Below are 22,644 nucleotides of genomic sequence, written 5' to 3' on the forward strand. Positions count from 1 at the left end.
CACGCACGCCGTTCTCCTCACACCTTGTTTTTGATCTTCGACAATCAAAAACCTAGGCGGAAAGAACGGCGTGCGCTGCTATGACACGCTCAACCCACCCACGGACATGTCACAAGAGCCTCATTTGAGTGTGGGTGGGCGGAGGAGGTGGGCGGCGGACAAAGCAAAGGGCCTGCTGGAAAGGTTCCAGCAGGCCCCCATGGATGGGCGGCACCCAGTGCCATCCATGTTCAGCCGATACGCATCAACCTCAGGCGGCCGGAGCGTTCCGGTCGGCTGGCAAAGCCGCGCGAGCAGTCTCCACCAGCGCCTTGAAAGCCGTCGGGTCGTTCACCGCCAGGTCCGCGAGGATCTTGCGGTCCACCTCGATCTCGGCCAGCTTCAGGCCCTGGATGAATCGGTTGTACGTCAAGCCCTCGGCACGCGCCGCGGCGTTGATACGGGTGATCCACAGCTGGCGGAAGTCGCCCTTGCGCTGCTTGCGGTCACGGTAAGCGTAGACGAGCGAGTGGGTGACCTGCTCCTTCGCCTTCCGGTACATTCGGGAACGCTGGCCCCGGTAGCCGCTGGCCCGCTCGAGGGTTACGCGGCGCTTCTTGTGGGCGTTGACTGCCCGCTTCACGCGTGCCACTGATACTCCTTGCTAGTTCCGGTCAGCCACCATCAGCCGGCCGGATGTCGTCGAAAACGGTCAGGACGTACGTCGCTTACTTGCCGAGCAGCTTCTTGATGCGCTTCACATCTGCCTTGGACACCTCAGTGGTGCCGGCGAGCCGACGAGTGAGGGTGGTGTTCTTGTGCTCCAGGTAGTGCCGGCGGTTCGCCTTCTTGCGCAGCACCTTGCCACTGCCGGTGACACGGAACCGCTTGTTGGAGCCACTGTGGGTCTTGTTCTTCGGCATGACGCCGTACTCTCCTCTACTCTTCGTTCTCGGCGGCGTGAGGTTCCCGAACCTGACGGCCGGAGCGTTCCTGCTCCGCCGCCGCGCGCCCGGCAGCCCTCTCCGCTCGCTCTGCTTCAGCGTCCGCCTCGCGCTGAGCCTGCCGCTCCACCTTCGCGGCCTCACGCTCGGCTTTGGCATCCGCCTTCTTCTTGTGCGGCCCGAGAACCATGATCATGTTTCGGCCGTCCTGCTTGGGCGCGGACTCGACGAAACCCAGCTCTTCGACGTCCGAGGCCAAGCGCTGCAGCAGCCGGAAACCCAGCTCCGGGCGCGACTGCTCACGTCCGCGGAACATGATGGTGACCTTGACCTTGTCGCCGTCGGCGAGGAAGCGCTCCACGTTGCGCTTCTTGGTCTCGTAATCGTGCGTATCGATCTTGGGCCGGAGCTTCTGCTCCTTGATCAGGACATGCGACTGGTTCCGCCGAGCTTCCCGCGCTTTCATCGCGGACTCGTACTTGAACTTGCCGTAGTCCATGAGCTTGGCCACCGGAGGCCTCGCACTGGGGGCTACTTCGACCAGATCGAGCTCAGCTTCCGCAGCGAGACGCAGTGCGTCCTCAATACGCACGATGCCGACCTGTTCACCGTTCGGGCCGACGAGCCGGACCTCTGGTACCCGGATCCGGTCATTGATACGGGGCTCGACGCTGATGCCTTCCTCCTGATGCTGAGAGTGATTCGTTAAGTTGTCCTGCACGCGGTGTGGACCACGAAAAAGGCCCCCACTGCGTCAGCGGAGGCCATCCAAGGCGCGGACCGCGCATACGCACGGCCAGCACAGGAGCATCATGGGATGCTCGGACCTGGAACCCGACGGCCTGGTACGGCTGTTCGGGTGGGAGGTTCTCCGCTTGCGTTCCACCCGGCGGGACTTCTCTCGATGCCCTGTTCGGGTGAACCGGTCAGTATGACAGGCTATCACGAGTGACTAACAGTTCCCACCGCGGCTCTCTTCCCGACCCGGAGCGCCCGGGCAGCATGCCGCACCCGGCGCGAGACCACACACCGCAGCCCGGCTCCACGCCGGCGGCCGAGGCCGGCCGGGATCTCGCCGAGGTGCCGTCCGTCGAGGTCATCTCCACCGCGGCGGTGCACATGCTCAGCGCGGCGGCCGTGCATCTCGGGCTCGCCGAGGACCTGCCCGAGCACCGCGACCTGGATGAGGCCCGGTCGCTCATCGACTCCCTCGCGGGTTTGATCACCGCGGCGGCGCCTCATCTGGGCCACCACCACGCCGCTCCCCTGCGCGACGGGCTGAAGAGCCTGCAGCTGGCGTTCCGGGAGGCCTCGACCATCCCCGACGCGCCGGGTGATGGACCCGGAGAGAAGTTCACCGGGCCGATTCACGGCTGACCGCTTCGCCCAGCGCTGACCGCTTCGCCCAGCGCTGACCGCTTCGCCCAGTGCTGGCCGCCGGCCTACTCCTGACCCCAGACGGCTACCGGCCGGTATCCGGACGCGAGAGCACGCAAGCCCTCCGCGTCAACGGAGAACAGCACCGGCCCGGCCAGGTCGATCACCAGGGCGTCGGCCGAGTCGGCGAGCGCGGACTCGGCTGCCGCCCGGGTCGAGACCGGCACCGGCCGCGCCTCGGGGTTCCATCGTCGCAACGTCTCCATGCAGGTGAAGGCGAGCAGACCTCGTCTCCCGTCGCGGCCGATGGTGCTCACGGCGGCCATGTGCGACGACTTCTCCCCGGCGACGACGCCGCCGGGAATGGGAGTCGCCACGTCGGCGGGCTCGTCGAGCACGGAGACCACAGGAACCAAGACGCGGCTGCCGGCCAGTGCGGCGAGCACGTCAGCCGGCCCGCCGGCGCCTCGTTCATAGGCAGACAGCGCCGATTCGACAGCCGGGTCCACCGAACCGTCGTCGTCGCCGAACGAGGCGGGCGGCAAGGTCTTGTTGAGATCCACAGTCACGGGCGGCGAGACTAGCGTGCCTCAGCGCCAGATGCCAGGACCTCACCCCGGCTCGCGGCCGGCGTGGTGAGCCGCCGAGGCCGGTGCGGACCTGGCGAGCGTGCAGATTGACGCGCCACACATACTCGCGGCACCTGGTGAAATCCAGCCCCGCGGCGGCCGGCGCGCCCGCCGGGCGCCGTGTCGTCCTCCCCGGACGGCGGCCGGGGACCGTACACTCCATATCCGTGGACCTTTCTGTCTCCGATGCGCCGGTCGGGCGACTCCTCGACGGCCGGTACCGTGTCGAGTCGCTGCTGGCGCGCGGCGGAATGGCCACCGTCTACCGCGCCACGGACACTCGCCTGGACCGCACTGTGGCCCTGAAGGTCATGCATGCCGAGCTCGCCGCCGACGACGACTTCGTCGATCGATTCATCGGCGAGGCCAGGTCTGCGGCGCGGCTGTCGAACCCGCACATCGTGGGGGTCTTCGATCAGGGCGAGGACCAGGGGGCGGTGTTCCTCGCGATGGAGTACGTCCAGGGCCGCACCTTGCGTGACCTCCTGCGCGAGCGCGGCCGGCTGGATCCGGCCGTCACCCTGGAGATACTCGAAGCGGTACTGGCGGCGCTGTGGGCCGCTCACGAGGCACACATCGTGCACCGTGACATCAAACCGGAGAACGTGCTCATCAGCGACGACGGCCGGGTGAAGGTGGCCGACTTCGGATTGGCCCGGCCGTCTACCGGCCCCTCGAACGCCACCACGCGCGGCCTGCTCCTCGGCACGGTGAACTACATCTCCCCCGAACAGGCGCTCGGTGAGCGGGCCACGTCCCGCTCCGACGTCTACTCGGCCGGGATCATGCTCTACGAACTGCTGACCGGGCGTCCGCCGCACACCGGCCCCACCGACTTCGTCGTGGTCCGCGCGCACATCGATGAGGCCGTGCCGCCGCCGTCGGAATCGGCGCCCGTCCCAGGAGTGGTGGACAACCTTGTCCTCACCGCGACGGCACGTGATCCGCACGCGAGATACGCCGACGCCGGAGCGTTCCTGGCCTCGGTCAGGCTGGCCCGGGCGGCGCTGGCCAGCGGGGAGGCGCAGGACGGCCCAGGTAAGCACGCATCGGCCGGTTCGCTGTTGCCTCCGCCGCCGCCGGGGACCGGTGCCGCCGGTCCCATCGAGGTGGCCGAGGCTTTCCACCGCGACTCCGGCCAGGTGAACGTGGACCGGGATCACGCGCCTGCCAGCAACCCCATCGACCTCGCCAACGCGTTTTACCACGAGACCGCGCCCCCGCCGCCTCCGCCGCATTCCGCGGGGACGGCTCGCACCCGGGTGATCCACACCAGTGACGCGTCGTCCGCGGGCTCGCCTCATGCTTTCCACGAGGCCGGCGCCGCTCCCGCCTCCTCGCCGCAGACCGGCGAGGAAGAGCCGCGCCGTGCGCAACGGCGCGCTCATGCGCAATCACAGCGGAGTTGGCGCGGCCCGATCCTGTTCGTGCTGGTGCTCCTGCTTGCCGCGGCGGTGACAGTGGCCGCCTGGTGGTTCGGGGCCGGCCGCTGGACGTCGACGCCCGCACTGCTCAACCTCGAGCCGGCGGCCGCGATCGCGGCGGCGGAGGACGCGGGACTGAGCGCCAAGGCTGATGGAGAGGTGTACTCGGAAGGCGTCGAGGCGGGGCTCGTGGTCCGTACCGAGCCGGCGCCCGGTGAACAGATCCTCCGCGGCGGCACCATCAGCTTGATCATCTCTCAGGGACCGGAACGCTATGAAGTTCCCGACGTCAACGGTATGACCCGGGAACAGGTCGAGACCGCCTTGGGCGATCGCAACCTGATCCCCAACTTCACCGAGCGCCACGACGCCGACGCCTCCGAAGGCACAGCGATCTCCCAGGACATCGAGCCGGGCGAGGAAGTCCGGCCCCACACCGAGGTGACCGTGGTCCTCAGCCTCGGGCCGGAACCGATCGACGTCACCGACTTCGTCGGCAGCTCCGGCGAGGAGGCGCGCCAACAGCTCACCGACGACGGGTTCGAGGTCAACGTCGATGAGCAATACTCCGACGACGTCGCCGCGGGCCTGGTCATCTCCCAGGAACCGCGTGACGGCACCGGCTTCGCCGGCGACCAGATCTCGCTGGTCGTTTCCCGAGGGCCGGAGATCGTCGAGATCGACGTCCCGGACGTCCGCGGCTGGCAGCTCAAGGACGCCCAGCGACACCTCAAGGACGCGGGTTTCGAGGTCGAGGTGGAGTCGTCGTTCCCGGGACGCGGCCGGGATCGGCTGGTGCTCAACCAGGAGCCCGCCGGCGGAACCGCGCCACAGGGCACCACCGTCACCCTGTACGTCCTCTGACATCGGGAGAACGGAATTTCGTGAGCTTGTCCCCGTCCCCGCCCGGAGCTGCGCTGCCCGGCGCACCCCTCCCCGGAACGCACCTGTCCTCCAACGGCAAGCTGGCGTCGGTTCCCGAGCGCGCTGCCGCATTGGGAGCCTCCAGTGTCCAGATCTTCCTCGGCAACCCGCGCGGATGGACGGCGTCGCCGGGAGATCCGGCCGTCGATCTGGCGTTCCGGACCGCGGCGGAGGAACGAGCCATGCCCGTGCTCGTCCACGCCAACTACCTCATCAATCTCGGAAGTCCGACCGTGCAGACCTACGAGCGGTCCAAGGACAGCCTCACGCATGCGCTACACCGGGGCCGCGCCGTGGGCGCGGCGGGCGTCGTCGTTCACACCGGCTCGTGCGTCGCCGCAGGCAATCGTGATGCCGCGCTGAAACAGGTGCGGGAAGCTCTCCTGCCCGTCTTGGACGGTCTCGACGACGACGCACCGGCGCTCATGCTCGAGCCGACCGCCGGGCAAGGACAGTCACTGTGCGCCCGGATCGAGGATCTGGCGGCGTATCTCGACGCTCTGGAGCGCCATCCGCGGGCGCGAATCTGCTTCGACACCTGCCACATCTTCGCGGCCGGGCACAACCTCGCCACTCCAGGGGGCATGACCGCCGCGCTGGACACGCTGGTGGAGCTCGCTGGACCGGGCCGGCTCGCGGCCGTGCACGCGAACGACTCGATGGATGTGTGCGGAGCTTTCAGGGACCGGCACGCACGGGTCGGCACCGGTCACATCGGTGCCGCCGCGTTCGGTGAGCTGCTCCGGCATCCGGCAGTGGCCGGCCTGCCGGTAGTCCTGGAGACTCCGGGCGGCCCCGACGCGTACGCCGCTGACATCGCCTTACTGAAGTCCATGGTGCCCGGGCAGGAGCCGCAGGACACGCAGTCCCTAGCGCCTAGGGCCTAACTCACTAGCCCGCCCCGCGCCGTGGGGAGCCCGTCCACGGGCACCCAGTTCTGCGAGGACGTCTCGATAAACATCGCGCATATCCGGAGCTTCGTGCCGTGGCGCATCGAGTCAGTGTGCCAGCCGTATCATCCCGAACAACTACGCCTACTGCGTCCTGATCAATCCCGCATTTATAGCCTTGACACCAATAGTGACCAGACTGTGACCAATCGTCTTACTCACCGGACCTGGGATCCGCTTCCAGCGGAATCTGTCCTAACGTCGAGCCAGCGAAAGGAGTCCGGTCATGGTGGTCGTGATGACGCCCGATGCCAGCGACACGCAGGTAGACGCGGTTGTTTCGCGAGTTCGCAATATCGGCGGCGAAGCTTTCGTCAGCCGGGGTGTGCGCCGGACCATTGTCGGCCTCATCGGTGATGTCGATCAATTCCGTGCGCTGAATCTTCGCCGAATGGCGGGAGTCGCGGACGTGATCAGAGTCTCCACCCCGTACAAACTCGTCAGCCGTGAACACTATCCGAGCCGGAGCACCGTGGTGGTCGGGCAGAGTTCCGAACGCCCTGGCGTCAGCATCGGCCCCGGCTTCTTCACGCTGCTGGCCGGGCCGTGTGCCGTCGAGTCCCTGGATCAGGCTCTCGAGGCCGCCGAGATGGCCCGAGCGGCCGGTGCCAGCCTGCTCCGTGGCGGTGCGTTCCGCCCGCACACCTCCCCGCAGGCCTTTCGCGGCCTCGGCAAGTCCGCGCTGAGGATCCTGGCTGAGGCAGGTGCCGCGACGGGGTTGCCGGTAGTGACCGAGATCATGGATGCGAAAGACATCGACCTGGTCTCCGAGTACGCCGACATGCTTCAGATCGGTGCCCGGAACATGCAGAACTACGCCCTGCTGGACGCCGTGGGCCGCATCGCCAAGCCGGTGTTGCTCAAGCGCGGCATCCAGGCGACCGTCGAGGAGTGGCTCTCCGCGGCCGAATATGTGGCCCAGCGCGGCAACCTCGACATCGTGCTGTGCGAGCGCGGCATCCGCACGTTCGAGCAAGCGACCCCGGCCACGCTCGACATCTCCGCTGTTCCTACCGTGCAGCGGCTGTCCCACCTTCCGGTCATCGTCGATCCGACGCATGCCAGCGGCCGCCGGGACCTCGTCTTGCCGCTGGCCCGGGCGGCCATCGCCGTGGGGGCCGACGGCGTCTTGATCGACGTGCACCCGGATCCGGACTCGGCCCTGTGCGATGGGCCGCAGGCGCTCGCCGGATCGGAGATTCGCGAGCTTGCCTCGGCGATCCGACGGCTCGCCCCGTTGTTGGACCGGCGCACCACCGAGGTAGCCGCCGCCATGGTGCCCGAGCCCCGCTAAGCGCCGTCTAAGCCGGTCCGGACGGCGCGGAGACAGACTCTCGCGCCGTCGCCTCGCGGTGCGCCTTGATCGCGTAGGCGACCGCGGTACCCCAGACCACAAGTACGGTGACCACGACTGTGGCTCGGACACCGCCGGCCAGACCAAAGCCATGCTCGGACATGAGCGTTCGAGCGTTCAGCAGGACGATGAGCCCTCCGACCGCTGAACCGAGGACACGGGCGGGTATCCGTTTCACCAGCCACGCGGCGATCGGCGCCGCGATCACTCCGCCGATCAGCATCGCGGCGACCCACGTGAAGTCGATGCCGCCGAGTCCAAGACCGAGCAGGAAGCCGAGACTCGCGCAGGACGCGACCACGAATTCGCTGGTTCCGACCGAGCCGACGATTTTGCGCGGCTCTAACCTGCCCGTGGCGAGCAGGGCGGAGGTGTTGACCGGCCCCCAGCCGCCGCCCGCCGTGCCGTTGACGAATCCTGCGACAAAGCCGAGGGGCGTGAGGAACCGTGAACGCAGGGGCATGCCGAGCTTGTCGAGCGGCAGCGCGGCGACCGTAAAGCGCACCAGGATGTAGGCGCCCAGGGCGACGAGTATTCCGGCCATCAGGGGCACGGCCGCACCGATGGACAGACTGGTCAGAAAGAGGGCCCCGGCGAAGGCTCCCACACCACCGGGGATGACGATGCGACGCACCACGTCCCAGTCCACGTTGCCGAACCGCCAATGCGAGGCACCGGATGCCAAGGTGGTGCCGATCTGGGTCAGGTTGACGGTAGCCGACGCCAGCGCCGGATTGGTTCCCACTGCCAGCAGCAACGTGGTGGACGTCGCGCCGAAACCCATGCCGAGGCTGCCGTCCACCATCTGTGCACCGAAGCCCACGAGCCCGAGGATCACCAGGATGTGCACGCGCCGACCTCTTCCGATAATTCCTATGGACTCAGTAGGATTACTCTACGAGCACGAGGCGGCGTGTGGTCAAGGCTTAAGACGGAACGTCTCGGATAGCGATACGTCTGGCGTGGAGGAGACACGTCGCCGATTCGGCGGCGGCTCCACGGCGGCCGCGACGACGAACGAACGGGCCAGCGCCTGGCGCTGCCCAGGAGATCGTGGCGGCGCACCGGCTGGTGGCGCGAGAGAGCACGCTCGGGCTGGGGAACGGCCCGTCCGTCGTGTATCCCATCCCGGGCACGGACGCCTCGACCTCCCGGCTGTGACCGCCGTCACTTTGGGCTGCAGGTCCGCATCGACATAGGTTCACAAAGGTGACGGCTCACGAACAGCTCCCCCGCACCGTCGGTGAACTGCGCGCGGCCAGCCATCAGCCGCGTGGGGTGAAGACCGAGATCACCGAGAACCTGCTGGCGTTGCTGCGTGCCGGACAGGATCCTTGGCCCGGTATCGTCGGGTTCTCCCGGACTGTGCTTCCCCAGCTGGAGCGTGCCCTCCTGGCCGGGCACGATGTCGTCCTTCTCGGCGAACGCGGTCAGGGCAAGACCCGGTTGCTGCGGGCCATCGGCGGCCTGCTCGACGAGTGGACACCCGCCATCGCCGGATCCGAGCTGCACGAACATCCGCTGCGGCCCATCACGCCCGCGTCCGTCCGGCGCGCGGCCGAGCTGGGTGACGAGCTGCCGGTCACCTGGATACACCGCTCGCAGCGCTACACCGAGAAGCTGGCCACGCCGGACACGTCGGTCGGCGATCTGGTGGGCGACGTCGACCCGGTGAAGGTGGCCGAAGGCCGTAGCCTCGGAGACCCCGAGACCATCCACTTCGGACTGGTGCCCCGCTCGCACCGCGGCGTCGTCGCCATCAACGAACTCCCCGACCTGGCCGAGCGGATCCAGGTGTCGCTGCTGAATGTGATGGAGGAACGCGACATCCAGATCCGCGGCTATACACTTCGCCTCCCCCTCGACGTGCTGATGGTGGCCACCGCGAACCCCGAGGACTACACGAACCGCGGCCGGATCATCACACCGCTCAAGGACCGGTTCGGGGCCGAGATCCGCACTCACTATCCGCTGGAGGTGAGCGACGAGGTCGCGCTCATCCGGCAGGAAGCGCTCCTGGTCGCGGACGTGGGCGAATCTCTTCTGGAGATCCTTGCCCGGTTCGTGCGGAACCTGCGCGGATCCGCCGCGGTGGATCAGCGCTCCGGTGTGTCCGCGCGGTTCGCGGTCGCGGCTGCGGAGACCATCGCCGCGGCTGCCCTGCGGCGGGCCGCCGTGACCGGCGAGCACCCGGCTGTCGCGCGGCCGGTCGATCTAGAAGCAGTGCCGGCCGTGTTGCGTGGGAAGGTCGAGTTCGAGCCGGCCGAGGACGGCCGTGAGACCGAGCATCTGGTTCACCTGCTCCGCCTGGCCGTCGCCGAGACCGCCCGCGAGCGGTTCGCCGGAATCGACCTGGGCCCGCTGGCCGCCGCCGTGGAGGACGGCCATCTGGTGGCAACCGGGGAGAACGTGCCTGCCAGTGAGGTACTCACCGCGCTGCCGGAGTTGCCTCTCCTGCACGAGGTGGCACGACGAGCCGGAGCGGAGCCGGACGACCCGCCCGGCCGGCTGGCCGCCGCCGTGGAGCTTGCGCTCGAGTCGCTGTATCTCGCCCGGCGGCTGGCCAAGGACACCGACGACGACACGGCGGTCTACGGCCGATGACCGGCACCGGGCGCTACCTCTACGGCCGCTGGCACGAGGGCCCGGACCCGCTGGCGCCGCCGGTGGACCTTCGCGAGGCCCTGGATTCCCTGGGTCGCGACGTCATGCAGGGCTACTCGCCACGGTCGGCGCTGGACGAGATGCTGCGGCGCGGCACCCGGACGGCCACCGGCCTGGACGACCTCACCCGCCGGGTGTGGCAGCGGCGGGCCGAGATCCAGGCCCGCAATCGGCTCGACGGCACGTTGCGCGAGGTACGCCGGCTGCTCGACGAGGCAATCGACGCCGAGCGCCGAGCGCTGTTTCCCGATCCATCCGACGAAGCCCGCCTGAGTGAGGCCGAGCTCGACGCCCTGCCGGCGGGCACGGCGGCCGCGGTACGGGAGCTGGCACCGTACCGCTGGCGCTCGGAACAGGCCCGGGAGAAGTACCGGCGGATCGAGGAGCTGCTCGGCCGGGAATTGCTGGACGCACAGTTCGCGCGCATGAGAGACGCGCTGTCCCAGGCCGACCAGGTGGACGCGGACCGGGCACGCGAGATGCTGGCAGATCTCAACGCCCTGCTCAGCGCCCACGCCCAGGCGGCCGGTGACATCAACGCACGGTTCGACGAGTTCATGAGCCGCCATGGCGCGTACTTTCCGGAGAACCCGAACGACGTCGACGAGCTGATCGACGCGCTCGCCGCCCGTGCGGCCGCTGCCCAGCGCATGCTCAATTCGATGACGCCCGAGCAGCGGGCCGAGCTGGCGGAGCTGTCCCAGCGCGCGTTCGGCGATCCGCGGCTGGCCGGCGAACTGGCGGCGCTCAACGAGGCGCTGCGCGCGCTGCGCCCGCAAGAAGACTGGTCGTCGTCCACGCGGTTCAGCGGACAGCAACAGCTCGGGCTCGGCGCCGGTGCGCAGGCGATGGCCGATCTCGCCGAACTCGACGCGCTCGCCGAACAGCTGTCCCAGTCCTATCCCGGCGCGCGCCTGGAGGACATCGACGTCGAGGCGCTGGAGCGCCAGCTGGGATCGGAGGCCACCGTCGACGCGCGCCGGCTGGCGGAGCTGGAACGCCAGCTACGTGAGCACGGACTACTCGAGCGGGCGGCCGACGGATCCTTGCGGCTCTCCCCCAAGGCTCTGCGCCGTCTCGCGGAAGCGGCGCTGGCCGACGTCATCCGAGCCGTCCGCGAGACGGGCCAGCGCGACACCGAGTCTGCGGGTTCCGCTGGGGACCTGTCCGGCGCGACCACACCCTGGGAGTTCGGCGACTCCCGCCCGTGGGACGCGTCACGGACTGTCCGCAACGCGGTGCTGCGAGTGGCGGCCTCCGGCGCGGCGGCCGGGCGGGGAACCACCGACGGCCCGGCCGGGCGCGGTCCGCACCCCGCCGGTGACGGGCGGATACGGCTGGATGTGACCGACGTCGAGGTGGCCGAGACCGAGCACCGGTCCCGCGCGGCGGTCGCCTTGTGCGTCGACACGTCCTGGTCCATGGTCCAGGAGGGCCGCTGGCTGCCGATGAAGCGCATGGCGCTCGCCCTGCATCACCTGCTCTCCACCCGGTTCCGGCAGGACGCGCTGCAGCTCATCACGTTCGGAAGACATGCGGCCTCGGTCGAGCTCGAGGAGCTTGTCGGGCTGGACGGCGTGTGGGAGCAAGGAACCAACGCCCACCACGCGCTCCTGCTCGCCGGCCGGCACCTGCGCCGCCACCCCGGCGCCAAGCCGGTGGTGCTGATGGTCACCGACGGAGAGCCGACCGCGCACCTCGAACCCGACGGCACGGCGGAGTTCAGCTACCCGCCGTCGATGCGCACCCTGCGCAAGACCGTGGCCGAGGTGGACCGGCTCGCCGGGCTGGGTGCGTCGGTGACCGTGTTCCGTCTCGGCGACGACCCGGCGCTCGCGGAGTTCGTCGACCTGATCGCCCGCCGGTCCGGGGGCCGGGTGATCGCCCCGGTCATGGACGGGCTCGGGGCCGCCGTGGTCGGCGACTACCTGCGCACGCGCAACCGCTGAGCCTTTCGCCGGCCCTGGGATCTCACCGGCGCCGGGTGTTCAGGGTAACGACGACGACGCCGCCCCCGAGCGACGTCACGACGGCCACGACGAGCCAGGTCCAGCCGCCGTGGCCATACACGGCGGCACCGGCCGCGCCCGCGATGCTGCTTCCCAGGTAGTACGCCGAGGTGTAGGAACCCGACACCTGGCCACGCGCACCTTCGGGGGCTGCGGCCGCGGCCCAGCCGTTGGCCACCGAGTGGGCTGCGAAGAAGCCGGTGGTGAGGGTCACGATCCCGGCGACGATCCACGGCAGCGAATCGGGAACCGTGAGCGTGGCGCCGACGGCGGTCACGAACAATGCTCCGACCAGTGCGCGCCGCTTCCCGATCCGGCTCACGAGCGTCCCCGCCGTCACCGAGGAGACCGCGCCGGCCGCGTAGGCGAGAAAGACCAGCGACGCCACCGCGGATGACAGCGCGAACGGCTCGTCGAGCAAGCGGAACCCGATCGAGTTGTACACGGCTACGAAAGTCCCCATCCCGACGAACGCGACCACATACTGCGCCCGGAGGACCGGTGTGCGCACAGCGGCCGCCATGCCTGCCGCCACGCCGCGTGAAGGCACCGGAGCGCCGGACATGTCCTCGCGGTGTACCCGATCCGAGGTACGCGGCAGCGCGATGAGCGTGAGCACCGTACAGACGGCTGAGAACCCCGCGACCACGCCGAAGGCTCCGCGCCAGCCGAGCGTGTCGGCGCTGAACCCGGCGCACAGTCTGCCGAGCATGCCGCCCATCGTGTTACCCGCGATCATCGCGCCGATGGCTGCCGTCACCCCCGCGCGCCCCAGCCGCTCCACCAGAAAGGCCGCCGCCACACCCGCAACCCCGGCGATGGCCACGCCCTGGGCGGCGCGCACAGCCAGGAGTACTCCGTACGACGACGCGAACGGCAGGAGAACGCTCAGCACCGCGGAGGCGGCGAGGGACCCCGTGATCACTCGCCTCCGGCCGATCACCTCGGACAGCACCGCGATCGGCAGGACCGCGAGAGCCAGGGCGCCGGTGGCCACGCTGATCGCGAGCGAGGCACCGCCCGGGTCGAGCCGGAACTCGGCGGCCAATTGCGCGAGCACCGGCTGCGGCGCGTAGAGCAATGCGAACGACGACGTCCCCGCTACCGCCACGCCCAGGGTGAGTCGCCGGACCTCGGATCGGGGCGTCACCTGCGCATCGAGACTCACGCCAGGCACGCTACGGCCGGGCCGTTCCATACGTCCAATACAATCTCCTGCCATAATCCATACGATGATGAATCATTCGCCGCGGGACGCTGCTGATCAGCGGCTCGCCGTGGACCTGGCGCCCATGCTCGCCCTCCTCACAGCGCTCCGGGATACGCGCAACATCACCCGGGCAGCCGAACACCTGGGCACGCCGCAGCCCACGGTCAGCAGGCGTATCGCCGCGATGGGCGCCGCCCTCGGAGCGCCGCTGACCGAGCCGTCCGGCCGGGGCATCCGCCTGACCAGAGCCGGCCGGATCCTGGCCGAGGCCGCGAGCGAAGCGATGGAGACCATCGAGACAGCCGCCCGCCGCGCTCGCGAAGAGATCGACCCCGACCGTGGCCACGTGGTCTTCGGGTTCCTGCACCTCATGGGCCGCTCGCTCGTGCCGAATCTGCTGCGCGGGTTCCGCGCCACCCATCCAGGCGTGCGGTTCACCCTCGTCCAGGGTTCCCGGCAGCACATCCTCGACCAGCTCGGAACCGGTCAGGTCGATCTCGCCCTGGTGGCGCCACTGCCCAGCGAGGACCCTCTGCTGACCGGGTTCGCGGTCACCGACCAGGAACTCCTGCTCTCCGTTCCCGCTGCGCACCATCTGGCCGCACGACGCCGGATCCGCTTCGCCGAGCTCGCCGGCGAGCAGTTCGTCACCCTCGAGCCCGGCTATGGGCTCCGCCAGATCATGGACCGGCTCTGCGCCGAGGCCGGGTTCACGCCGCGCATCGCGTTTGAAGGCCAGGAGTCCGACACGGTCCGGGGACTCGTCGTCGCCGGCCTCGGCGTGGCGCTGCTTCCGCACTTCGACCCCGGAACCCCCGCTGGCGTCGTCGAAGTGCCCCTGTCACCACGGATCACCCGCACCATCGGGCTGGTCTGGCCGCGCGCGAAGGCGATCACTCCGACGGTGCGCGCGTTCCGGGACCACGTGCGCACCCACGTCTGACCTGCCTCAGCCGAGCGCCGCCGCCACGAGCGACCCGACGGGCCCGGTCTCGATCAGGAAGCCGTCGTGGCCGAACGGGGACGTGATCACCTGCACGTCGCTCGCGGACGGGATGTGGCGCGCGAGCAGTTCCTGCTGCCACAACGGATACAGCCGGTCCGAATCGATGCCCGCGACGACGGTACGAGCGCTGACCCGGGCCAGGGCGGCCTCCGTCCCGCCTCGGCCCCTGCCCACGTCATGGCTGTTCATCGCCTCACTGAGCACGATGTAGGAGTTGGCGTCGAACCGCCGAACGAGCTTGCGCGCGTGGTGGTCGAGGTACGACTCCACGGCGAAACGGCCACCGCCGAGCGGGTCCTCACCATCCTGGGGACGCCGGCCGAACCTCTCCTGCAGCTCCAGCTCGCTGCGGTAGGTGATGTGCGCGATCCGCCGGGCGATGCCCAGCCCGACGTGGGGACCAGCACCGGGTGCGGCGTCGTAGTAGTCGCCGCCGTGGTAGCCGGCGTCCGCCCGGATCGCATGGATCTGCGCGGCCGACAGGCCGATCTGCTCGGCCGAGGCGGCCGCGCACGTGGCCAGCAGCACCATGCTCCGTACGCGGTCCGGCCAGGTGACCCCCCACTCGACGGCGCGCATGCCGCCCATCGACCCGCCGACCACGCCTGCCCACGCATCGATTCCCAGGGTGTCGGCAAGCAGGGCCTCGACCGCGACCTGGTCCCGGACCGTTGTCCTCGGAAACCGCCCGCCCCAGGCCCGCCGCCCGCCTGGCTCCGCCGACGACGGTCCGGTGGTCCCCTGACAGCCGCCCAGCACGTTGGGCGCCACCACGAAATACCGGTCCGTGTCCACCGGAGCCCCGGGGCCGACCATCCCCGCCCACCAGCCGGGTGACGGGTGGCCCGGTCCCTGGTCGCCGACCACGTGGCTGTCGCCGGTGAGGGCGTGCTGGACGAGCACGGCGTTCGAGGCGTCGTCGTTCAGCTCGCCCCAGGTCTCGTAGGCCACCCGCACATCTGGGATCACCTGCCCCGACTCCAGCTTGACGTCACCGACGCCGGCGAACAGCCGATGCCCAGCGTCGTCGCCCTCCCGCCAGGCGCCGCTGGCGGGAGGACTCGGGTCGTCGCGTGGAGGCACCCGCCTGCTAGCCCTTCGCCGCCCGTAGGCCGGCTTCGAGGTCCGCCTTGATGTCCTCGACGCCCTCGAGCCCCACGGCCAGGCGGACGAGTCCCGGGGTCACGCCGGCCGCGCGCTGCTGCTCCGGGTTGAGCTGCGAGTGGGTGGTACTCGCCGGGTGGATCGCCAGACTGCGCACGTCGCCGATGTTCGCTACGTGGCTGAACAGCTCAAGCGAGTCGATGAAGCGCCGCCCGGCCTCGTGCCCGCCTGCCAGCTCGAAGGTCAGGACGGCTCCCGCGCCGCGTGGCAGATACTTCTTGCTGGTCTCGTACCACGGGCTGGATTCCAGACCCGGATAGTTGACCGACTCGACCTCGTCGCGCGCGGTGAGCCAGCTGGCGACCGCCACGGTGTTCTCGACGTGCCGTTCGATCCGCAGGCTCAGCGTCTCCAATCCCTGGGCCAGCAGGAACGCGTTGAACGGGGAGATCGCGCTGCCGAGGTTGCGGAGGAACTGGACCCGCGCCTTGGTGATGTAGGCAGCCGGCCCAAGTGCTTCGGCGTAGACGAGGCCGTGGTAGCTCGCGTCGGGCGTGGTGAAGCCGGCGAACTTGGCGCCGTGGGCGGCGTAGTCGAACGTCCCGCCGTCGATCAGCACGCCCGCTATGGCCGTGCCGTGCCCGCCGATGTACTTGGTGGCCGAGTGGACGACGACGTCAGCGCCGTGCTTCAGCGGATTAAGCAGGTACGGGGTGGCGATGGTGTTGTCGACGATGAGCGGGACACCCACGTCGTGCGCCACCGCCGCCACGGCCTCCACGTCGAGAACGTCGCCCTTGGGGTTACCGATCGTCTCGCCGAAGAACGCCTTGGTGTTCGGCTGGACGGCATCGCGCCAGGCCTGAGGGTCGTCGGGCGCATCGACGAAGCTCACCTGCACGCCCAGCTTCGGGAAGCTGTGCCGCAGCAAGGTGTCGGTGCCCCCGTACAGGCTGGCCGAGGCGACGATGTGGTCTCCGGCCTCGGCTACGTTCAGCAGCGCCGCCGAGGTGGCCGACTGCCCCGAGGACAGCAGCAGGGCGCCGACGCCGCCTTCCAGGCTGGCCAGCCGCTGCTCCACGACATCCTGGGTCGGGTTCATGATCCGGGTGTAGATATTCCCGGGCTCGGCAAGGCCGAACAGGTTCGCGGCGTGCTCAGTGTCGCGGAACGCGTACGACGTCGTCTGGTAGATCGGCAAAGCCCGTGCGCCCGTGGCGGCGTCGGGTTGCTGACCGGCATGGATCTGGCGGGTCTCGAACGACCACTGTTCACTCATCGGGTTACTCCTCGATCGGGTTCGGTCATCAGATATCGGGCTCGGTCATCAGGTGGAGGCTTCGACGGGGTGACGCATCGCCAGGGCCGGCCAGCGGCCAGCATGCGAGCCGGCGGGGCTGGCGGAAGGAGACGGCCCGGTCTGCGCGGTCACAGCACCGTTCGGGTCGTCCGGCACCGGCGCCGCGTCCAAGGCGTCAGGCGGAGACTCGGCAACACATCATGCTGGCCATGCACCTGGAATCCATGGCGACAGGCTGGCTCAGCATCAATGCGAACATGGAGACATCGTCAGGTCAGGAGAGCCGGGAAATCAATACTGTTCCATATAATGAGATACGAGTCCGAAATGTGGACCTGCCGGTCATGGTCTATCGAGAGAGGACTGCGCCCAGCACCTCGGCCGCCTTCCTCGACTCGCCCGCGCCGACGTCGAGATGAGTGATGAGCCGGACAATGCCGGGGCCGACCACGCCGACCAGCACGCCTGCCTCGCGCGCTTCGGCCACCAGCCGCTCGGCGCGGTCACCGACGTTGAGCAGCACGATATTGGTCTCCACCGACGCCGGGTCAACGACGCCGGGCGCGGCGTCGTTGACCACCTCGGCGACCATCCGCGCATGAGCGTGATCCTCGGCGAGCCGATCCACATGATGATCGAGGGCGTACAGGCCCGCCGCCGCGAGCACACCGGCCTGCCGCCAGCCCCCGCCCAGTCGCTTGCGCCACTGCCTGGCCTCGGCGATCATGTCCGCCGGGCCCACCAGGACCGAACCGACGGGCGCACCAAGCCCCTTCGACAAGCACACCGACACCGAATCGAACACCGAGGCGTACTCCGCCGCGGGCACACCAGTGGCCACCTGGGCATTCCACAGCCGCGCACCGTCAAGGTGCAGACGCACGCCGGTGCCGTGCACGGCCTGCCGCAACGACGTCAGCTCGTCGAGTGCCTGGACGGTGCCACCGGCGAAGTTATGCGTGTTCTCGACTGCGATGGCCGCAGTGGAGACGAGGTACGGCCCGGCGTCCGGCGCCACCAGCGCGCGCACGGCGGCGAGATCCACCTTTCCGCGCGGATGGAACCAGGTGCGAGTGGTGACGCCGTTCAGCGCGGCGTGCGCACCGAGCTCAGCCCGCACGATATGCGCCTGCGCCTCGCAGAGCAGTTCCTTCCCAGGGGCCACCCAGGCTCGCACCCCGAGGATGTTCGCCAGGGAGCCGGTGGTGGTGAACAGGCCTGCCTCGTGCCCGAGCATGGCGGCGACGCGTTGCTCCAGCGCATTGGCCGTGGGGTCCTCACCATAGACGTCGTCGCCGGTATCTGCGGCCGCCATCGCCGCCAGCATCGGCGGCGACGGGCGGGTCACCGTGTCACTGCGAAGATCGATCACGCCTGAGGCCATACTCGCACTCTATCCACCCGGATGGATCTGGAAGACTCACCCTGGGTGGGGCTCCACCAGACGGGCTGGACGAGAAGAGGTGAGGCCGGTGGGCTTCGAGGGGTGGCCGGTTGAGGCGCTCGAGTTCTACGAGGGCCTCGAGGCGGACAATTCGCGGACGTACTGGACCGCGAACAAAGCCGTCTACGACCAGGCGGTCCGCGAGCCGATGACGCTGCTGCTGAAGGAGCTCGAGCCGGAGTTCGGCCCCGGCCGGATCTTCCGGCCGAACCGGGACGTGCGGTTCAGCACCGACAAGTCGCCCTACAAGACCACCATCGCTGCCACCCTGGAGCAGGGTGGGTACGTCCAGCTGTCGTCCGCCGGGCTGGCCGCCGGCAGCGGAATGTACCTGATGGACACCGACCAGCTCGCACGTTATCGCCGGGCCGTCGACGACGATTCCACCGGCGAGGAGTTGCGCGCCGTCGTCGACGCGCTCACGGACCGCGACGTCGAGATCACTGCGCACGGACGGCTCAAGACCGCACCGCGTGGGTACCCCAGAGATCATCCTCGTCTCGGGCTTCTCCAGCTCAAAGGGCTGGTGGCCTGGAAGCACTGGCCCGCGGACGCCTGGCTCGGTACAGCCGGTGCCAAGGACCGCGTCGTCGACCTCCTGCGAAATACCCGACCGCTCAATGGCTGGCTGGCCGAGCACGTGGAATGATCCCGCGGCCCACGGGATCCGAGGGCTCGACGCCGCCCGGCGCCGACGTCCGGCGCTAGAATGCCCACACCATCGCAAAGAGTGGTGAACCCGTCGCCTTGCCGGCACGATTGTGTGCAGGGGGTGTGATGAACCTCGGTCGAACGGTGAAGCCGGCTGAGCATCAGCCCGCGTCCGGGGGCGCACACTGGAGAGAGATCTGTGACCGCCTCGGCGATGTCGCACCCGAGACCCTCGAAGCCGGTGAGCTCGAATCACTCGCCGATGCCAAGTTCTGGCTCGGCCGCCCACGCGAGTCGATCACCGTCCGCCAGCTCGCGTATCGCCGGCACCGGGACGCTCACGACGCCGCACGCGCCACCAAGGCCGCCTGGCGACTCTTCTACAGCTACTTCGACCTCAACGAGACCGCCGTGGCCAGCGGCTGGCTCCAGCGTGCGCACCGGCATGCTCTGGAGGCTCCGGAGCAGATCGAGAGCCATTACGTGTCGCTGGCCGACGCGGACTGGGCGCTGTACCAGAACAAGCTGGACGACGCCCTCTCCTCGGCTCGTCACGCGTGCGACGCGGCACGCCAGTTCGACGACCGTGACCTCGAAGCGCTGAGCTTGGGTGTCCAGGGCAGGATCCTCATCAGCCGTGGCGCCCCCGCGGAAGGACTCGACCGGCTGGACGAGGCGATGGTCGTGGCGCTCAGTGGCGAGCTCACCGCGTTCGCTACTGGCTGGGTCCACTGCCTTCTCCTGTCCACGTGCCAGGAGCTCGGCGACGTACGTCGTGCGGCCGAGTGGACCGGCGTCGCCGTCCCGTGGGCCGAGGATCACGGCGAGGAGAGCTGGTATCCCGGCCTGTGCCGGCTGCACCGGTGCGAGGTCCAGTCGCTGCGCGGCGAGTGGTCGGCGGCCGAGCGCGAGGCACTGCACGCCGCCGAAGAACTGGCCCCGTTCGGCGAATACCTGATCGCTGACGGGCAGTATCTCGCCGGCGAGATCCGGAGGCGCAGAGGTGACCACGAGGGCGCGAAAGAGGCCTTTCTCCGCGCCCATCAACTCGGCCGCGACCCGCAGCCAGGACTGGCACTACTCAAGCTCGCCCAAGGCGAGGCCCACCAAGCCGCCGCGACGCTCAGGCTGGCTCTCTCCGCGCAGTACGGTGGCCCGGTCGGGCGCGCTCGCCTGCTGTCCGCGCATGTGGAGGCGGAGCTGTGCGCCGGTGACGTGGAGGCTGCCGCCAGATCGGCCGGGGAACTGCACGACCTCGCGGAGGCAAGCCGGACGCCGTACCTCCGTGGTATGGCCGCGGCGGCGAACGGTGCGGTTCTGCTGGCAAGGGGCGACGTCAACGGCGCATTACCGGTGCTGCGCTCGGCGTGCGACATCTACCGCAGCCTGTCATGTCCGTACGAGTGCGCCGCCTCCCGAGTCTTCCTGGGAATCGCCGCACGCCAAGCGGGCGACGAGCACACGGCGCGTCTGGAGTTCGACGCCGCGATGGCGGTTTTCGAGCGCCTAGGAGCGGCACCCGACGTCGAACGTGTCAACGCCCTGCTCAACCGCGACACCTCCACACCCGACGGCCTGACACAACGCGAGCTGGAGGTGCTGAAGCTGGTGGCGCACGGCCGATCAAATCGGCAGATCGGCGCTGAGCTCTTTATCAGCGAGCACACGGTCGCGCGGCACGTCAGCAACATCTTCGCCAAGATCGACGTCACCTCCCGTTCCGCCGCGACGTCCTATGCCTTCCGGCACCATCTCGCCTGAGAACCTGTCTCCGAGCCGAGCCTCGCATTCGTACAGCCCCATGTGGCGGGTGCCCGCCTGCCTTGGCGCGCGGCGTGACTACACCCCACTGGGCAGCACTACCCATCGGGACGATGCCGCGGGGAGTGGGTGTTGACCGGCCTTCAGGTGATCGCCACGTGGGCCGCCGGGCGGGAGAGGTGGTAGGCCTGGCTGCTCGGCGCTGCGTACAGCCCGTGTGAGATCGTCGACGCCGTCGTGACCGCCCAGCTGGGCTTCGTCCCCGGGTGCGTGGTTTCCGCGGCCGTGAGAACTGCACAACGTCCGCGTTCGCGAGCCGGCGGCCGCGCCGTCGATGGTCAGTTCTGACCATCGCGGGACGTCGCTACATACACATTCCTCTCGATGCCGGCGCGACGTGGCCAGCCGTAGCGTCAAGTCGCACGATGTCCACCGTGTGTCCGCACGGCTCGACTCCGCGGCGGACGTCGACCCCGCGGCGAGCCGATCAGGACTCGCTCCCACCAGAAAGGTGTGTCATGACACGCGACAATCTGCGCGCATTCGGCGACCAGCTGCGCGGAGACCTCATCCGGCCAGGCGACGCTGAATACGACGATGCACGCGCCGTCTGGAACGGCATGATCGACCGCCTGCCCGCCGCGATCGCGCGGTGTGCCGGCACCGACGATGTGCTGGCGACGGTCGCCTACGCCCGCGACAATGCCCTTCCGCTGACCGTGCGCGGCGGCGGGCACAACGTCTCCGGCAGTGCCGTCAGCGACGACGGGGTCGTCATCGACCTGTCGCGGATGGACGCCGTCCACGTCGATGCCGCGCGCCGGCGCGTCGTCGCCGGGGGCGGGGCCACGATCGGCGACGTCGACCGAGTGGCCCAGGAGTTCGGACTCGCCGTACCCCTGGGCCTGGTGAGCAAGACCGGAATCGCCGGTCTGACGCTCGGCGGCGGACTGGGGTGGCTTCGCCGGGCCTATGGCGCCAGCTGCGACAACCTGGTCGCGGCCGACGTCGTCACCGCGACCGGCGAGCGTCTTCACGCGTCGGAGACTGAGAACCCAGAGCTGCTCTGGGGACTGCGCGGCGGAGGCGGTGGCCTCGGAGTCGTGACGTCGTTCGAGTTCCGCGCATATCCCGTCCCGCCACAGGTGTCGTTTGCGCTCGTCTTTCATCCATGGCACGACGCGAAAGCCGCACTGCAGCACTACCGCGAGTGGGCGGACACGGCGCCGGATGACGTGAGCTCGTTCGCGATCTTGTGGCACGCGCCGGCCATCGACGAGATCCCCGGCGAGTATCACCATCAGCCCGTGGTCGTCTACGCCGCCGTTCACTGCGGTGACCGAGCCGAAGCTCGGAGTGATCTCAGCCCGCTGCGGGACTTCGGCAATCCCATTGCCGACCTCAGCGATGCCGTGCCCTATGCAGAGGTGCAGCAACTGTTCGACGAGGACTATCCCGCACACATCATGCGGTATTACTGGAAGTCGCTGTACCTCACCGGCCTCGACGACGCCGCCCTGGAGACGATGAGGTCGCTCAACGAGATCAGCCCCTCTCCCCACTCGACCCTCGACGTCTGGCAACTCGGGGGCGCCTTCTGCCGCGTCGCACCGGACGAGTCCGCCTTCGGTGACCGGTCGGCACCGTTCCTGCTCGGCATCGAGGCCAACTGGGAGGATCCGGCCGACGACGAGGCGAACATCGCCTGGGCGCGCAGAGTTCATGAGGCGATGAGCCGCTTCTCGACCGGCGCCGAGTACCTCAACTTCCCGGGCTTCTTCGAGGACGGTGAGCAGAGTCTCCTTCGCAAGTCCGTGGGGGCGAACTACGCACGGCTGTCCGATCTGAAAGGCAAGTACGACCCCCAGGGTCTCTTCGCACTCCGCGGCGGTTTCAGCTGACCCCTGCCCGCCG

The 22,644-nt window shown here is 69.1% G+C and carries 19 protein-coding genes; 10 read left to right on the plus strand and 9 right to left on the minus strand.

Annotation, left to right across the window (positions count from 1 at the left end; genetic code table 11):
• Positions 1 to 250 precede the first annotated feature (250 nt).
• From rplT to infC, 3 genes are all read right to left on the minus strand, one after another.
• On the minus strand, positions 251 to 631 hold the full coding sequence (gene rplT / locus G1H11_RS23310) for a 50S ribosomal protein L20 (protein ID WP_163821028.1): 381 nt from the start codon (positions 629 to 631) through the stop codon (positions 251 to 253).
• 76 nt (positions 632 to 707) lie between these two features.
• Positions 708 to 902, minus strand: a complete 195-nt coding sequence (gene rpmI / locus G1H11_RS23315; RefSeq protein ID WP_163821029.1) for a 50S ribosomal protein L35 — start codon at positions 900 to 902, stop codon at positions 708 to 710.
• 16 nt (positions 903 to 918) lie between these two features.
• Entirely contained in the window at positions 919 to 1,644 is a 726-nt protein-coding gene (gene infC, locus G1H11_RS23320) for a translation initiation factor IF-3 (RefSeq protein ID WP_216844068.1), read from the minus strand.
• 281 nt (positions 1,645 to 1,925) lie between these two features.
• Here infC and G1H11_RS26160 point away from each other — a divergent pair, with 281 nt between their 5' ends.
• Complete coding sequence (locus tag G1H11_RS26160; RefSeq protein ID WP_163821103.1) at positions 1,926 to 2,300, plus strand: DUF1844 domain-containing protein; 375 nt, start codon at positions 1,926 to 1,928, stop codon at positions 2,298 to 2,300.
• Positions 2,301 to 2,365: 65 nt separating this feature from the next.
• On the opposite strand, the gene G1H11_RS23330 is transcribed toward G1H11_RS26160, so the two are convergent.
• A complete protein-coding gene (locus G1H11_RS23330) occupies positions 2,366 to 2,869 on the minus strand; it encodes an SseB family protein (RefSeq protein WP_163821030.1) in 504 nt (167 codons plus the stop codon).
• A gap of 227 nt (positions 2,870 to 3,096) precedes the next feature.
• Here G1H11_RS23330 and G1H11_RS23335 point away from each other — a divergent pair, with 227 nt between their 5' ends.
• The 3 genes from G1H11_RS23335 to aroF all read left to right on the plus strand — a co-directional run bounded on the left by G1H11_RS23335 (position 3,097) and on the right by aroF (position 7,521).
• Positions 3,097 to 5,217, plus strand: coding sequence for a Stk1 family PASTA domain-containing Ser/Thr kinase (locus tag G1H11_RS23335; RefSeq protein ID WP_163821031.1), 2,121 nt, complete (start codon positions 3,097 to 3,099; stop codon positions 5,215 to 5,217).
• A gap of 20 nt (positions 5,218 to 5,237) precedes the next feature.
• Positions 5,238 to 6,164, plus strand: a complete 927-nt coding sequence (locus G1H11_RS23340) for a deoxyribonuclease IV (RefSeq protein WP_216844070.1) — start codon at positions 5,238 to 5,240, stop codon at positions 6,162 to 6,164.
• 289 nt (positions 6,165 to 6,453) lie between these two features.
• The gene (gene aroF / locus G1H11_RS23345) at positions 6,454 to 7,521 is read left to right on the plus strand and encodes a 3-deoxy-7-phosphoheptulonate synthase (protein WP_163821032.1); all 1,068 of its coding nucleotides are present in this window, start codon (positions 6,454 to 6,456) and stop codon (positions 7,519 to 7,521) included.
• Positions 7,522 to 7,528: 7 nt separating this feature from the next.
• Here the strand turns inward: aroF and G1H11_RS23350 are convergent, their stop codons facing one another.
• Complete coding sequence (locus tag G1H11_RS23350) at positions 7,529 to 8,431, minus strand: TSUP family transporter (RefSeq protein ID WP_163821033.1); 903 nt, start codon at positions 8,429 to 8,431, stop codon at positions 7,529 to 7,531.
• Between the two features lie 359 nt (positions 8,432 to 8,790).
• Between G1H11_RS23350 and G1H11_RS23355 the strand changes: the two genes are divergently transcribed.
• Entirely contained in the window at positions 8,791 to 10,185 is a 1,395-nt protein-coding gene (locus G1H11_RS23355) for a sigma 54-interacting transcriptional regulator (RefSeq protein WP_163821034.1), read from the plus strand.
• Positions 10,182 to 12,194, plus strand: coding sequence for a vWA domain-containing protein (locus tag G1H11_RS23360; protein WP_163821035.1), 2,013 nt, complete (start codon positions 10,182 to 10,184; stop codon positions 12,192 to 12,194). Before G1H11_RS23355 ends, G1H11_RS23360 begins: the two co-directional genes overlap by 4 nt.
• Positions 12,195 to 12,216: 22 nt before the next feature.
• Here G1H11_RS23360 and G1H11_RS23365 read toward each other — a convergent pair whose 3' ends face one another.
• Positions 12,217 to 13,422, minus strand: coding sequence for an MFS transporter (locus G1H11_RS23365; RefSeq protein ID WP_216844071.1), 1,206 nt, complete (start codon positions 13,420 to 13,422; stop codon positions 12,217 to 12,219).
• Between the two features lie 64 nt (positions 13,423 to 13,486).
• Between G1H11_RS23365 and G1H11_RS23370 the strand changes: the two genes are divergently transcribed.
• The gene (locus G1H11_RS23370) at positions 13,487 to 14,407 is read left to right on the plus strand and encodes a LysR family transcriptional regulator (RefSeq protein ID WP_163821037.1); all 921 of its coding nucleotides are present in this window, start codon (positions 13,487 to 13,489) and stop codon (positions 14,405 to 14,407) included.
• A 6-nt stretch (positions 14,408 to 14,413) separates the two neighbouring features.
• Here the strand turns inward: G1H11_RS23370 and metX are convergent, their stop codons facing one another.
• The 3 genes from metX to G1H11_RS23385 form a co-directional block, all read right to left on the minus strand.
• Complete coding sequence (metX, locus tag G1H11_RS23375; RefSeq protein ID WP_163821038.1) at positions 14,414 to 15,553, minus strand: homoserine O-acetyltransferase MetX; 1,140 nt, start codon at positions 15,551 to 15,553, stop codon at positions 14,414 to 14,416.
• Positions 15,554 to 15,560: 7 nt separating this feature from the next.
• Positions 15,561 to 16,853: a bifunctional o-acetylhomoserine/o-acetylserine sulfhydrylase gene (locus G1H11_RS23380; protein WP_163821039.1), complete on the minus strand. Its 1,293-nt coding sequence runs from the start codon at positions 16,851 to 16,853 to the stop codon at positions 15,561 to 15,563.
• A gap of 370 nt (positions 16,854 to 17,223) precedes the next feature.
• Entirely contained in the window at positions 17,224 to 18,258 is a 1,035-nt protein-coding gene (locus G1H11_RS23385) for a threonine aldolase family protein (RefSeq protein WP_174257913.1), read from the minus strand.
• A gap of 88 nt (positions 18,259 to 18,346) precedes the next feature.
• Between G1H11_RS23385 and G1H11_RS23390 the strand changes: the two genes are divergently transcribed.
• The 3 genes from G1H11_RS23390 to G1H11_RS23400 all read left to right on the plus strand — a co-directional run bounded on the left by G1H11_RS23390 (position 18,347) and on the right by G1H11_RS23400 (position 22,631).
• Positions 18,347 to 18,967, plus strand: coding sequence for a TIGR02453 family protein (locus tag G1H11_RS23390; protein WP_163821040.1), 621 nt, complete (start codon positions 18,347 to 18,349; stop codon positions 18,965 to 18,967).
• A 128-nt stretch (positions 18,968 to 19,095) separates the two neighbouring features.
• On the plus strand, positions 19,096 to 20,730 hold the full coding sequence (locus G1H11_RS26165; protein WP_163821041.1) for a LuxR C-terminal-related transcriptional regulator: 1,635 nt from the start codon (positions 19,096 to 19,098) through the stop codon (positions 20,728 to 20,730).
• A 518-nt stretch (positions 20,731 to 21,248) separates the two neighbouring features.
• A complete protein-coding gene (locus G1H11_RS23400; protein WP_163821042.1) occupies positions 21,249 to 22,631 on the plus strand; it encodes an FAD-binding oxidoreductase in 1,383 nt (460 codons plus the stop codon).
• Positions 22,632 to 22,644: the final 13 nt, after the last annotated feature.

Source organism: Phytoactinopolyspora alkaliphila (assembly GCF_010550695.1).
GTDB lineage: Bacteria > Actinomycetota > Actinomycetes > Jiangellales > Jiangellaceae > Phytoactinopolyspora > Phytoactinopolyspora alkaliphila.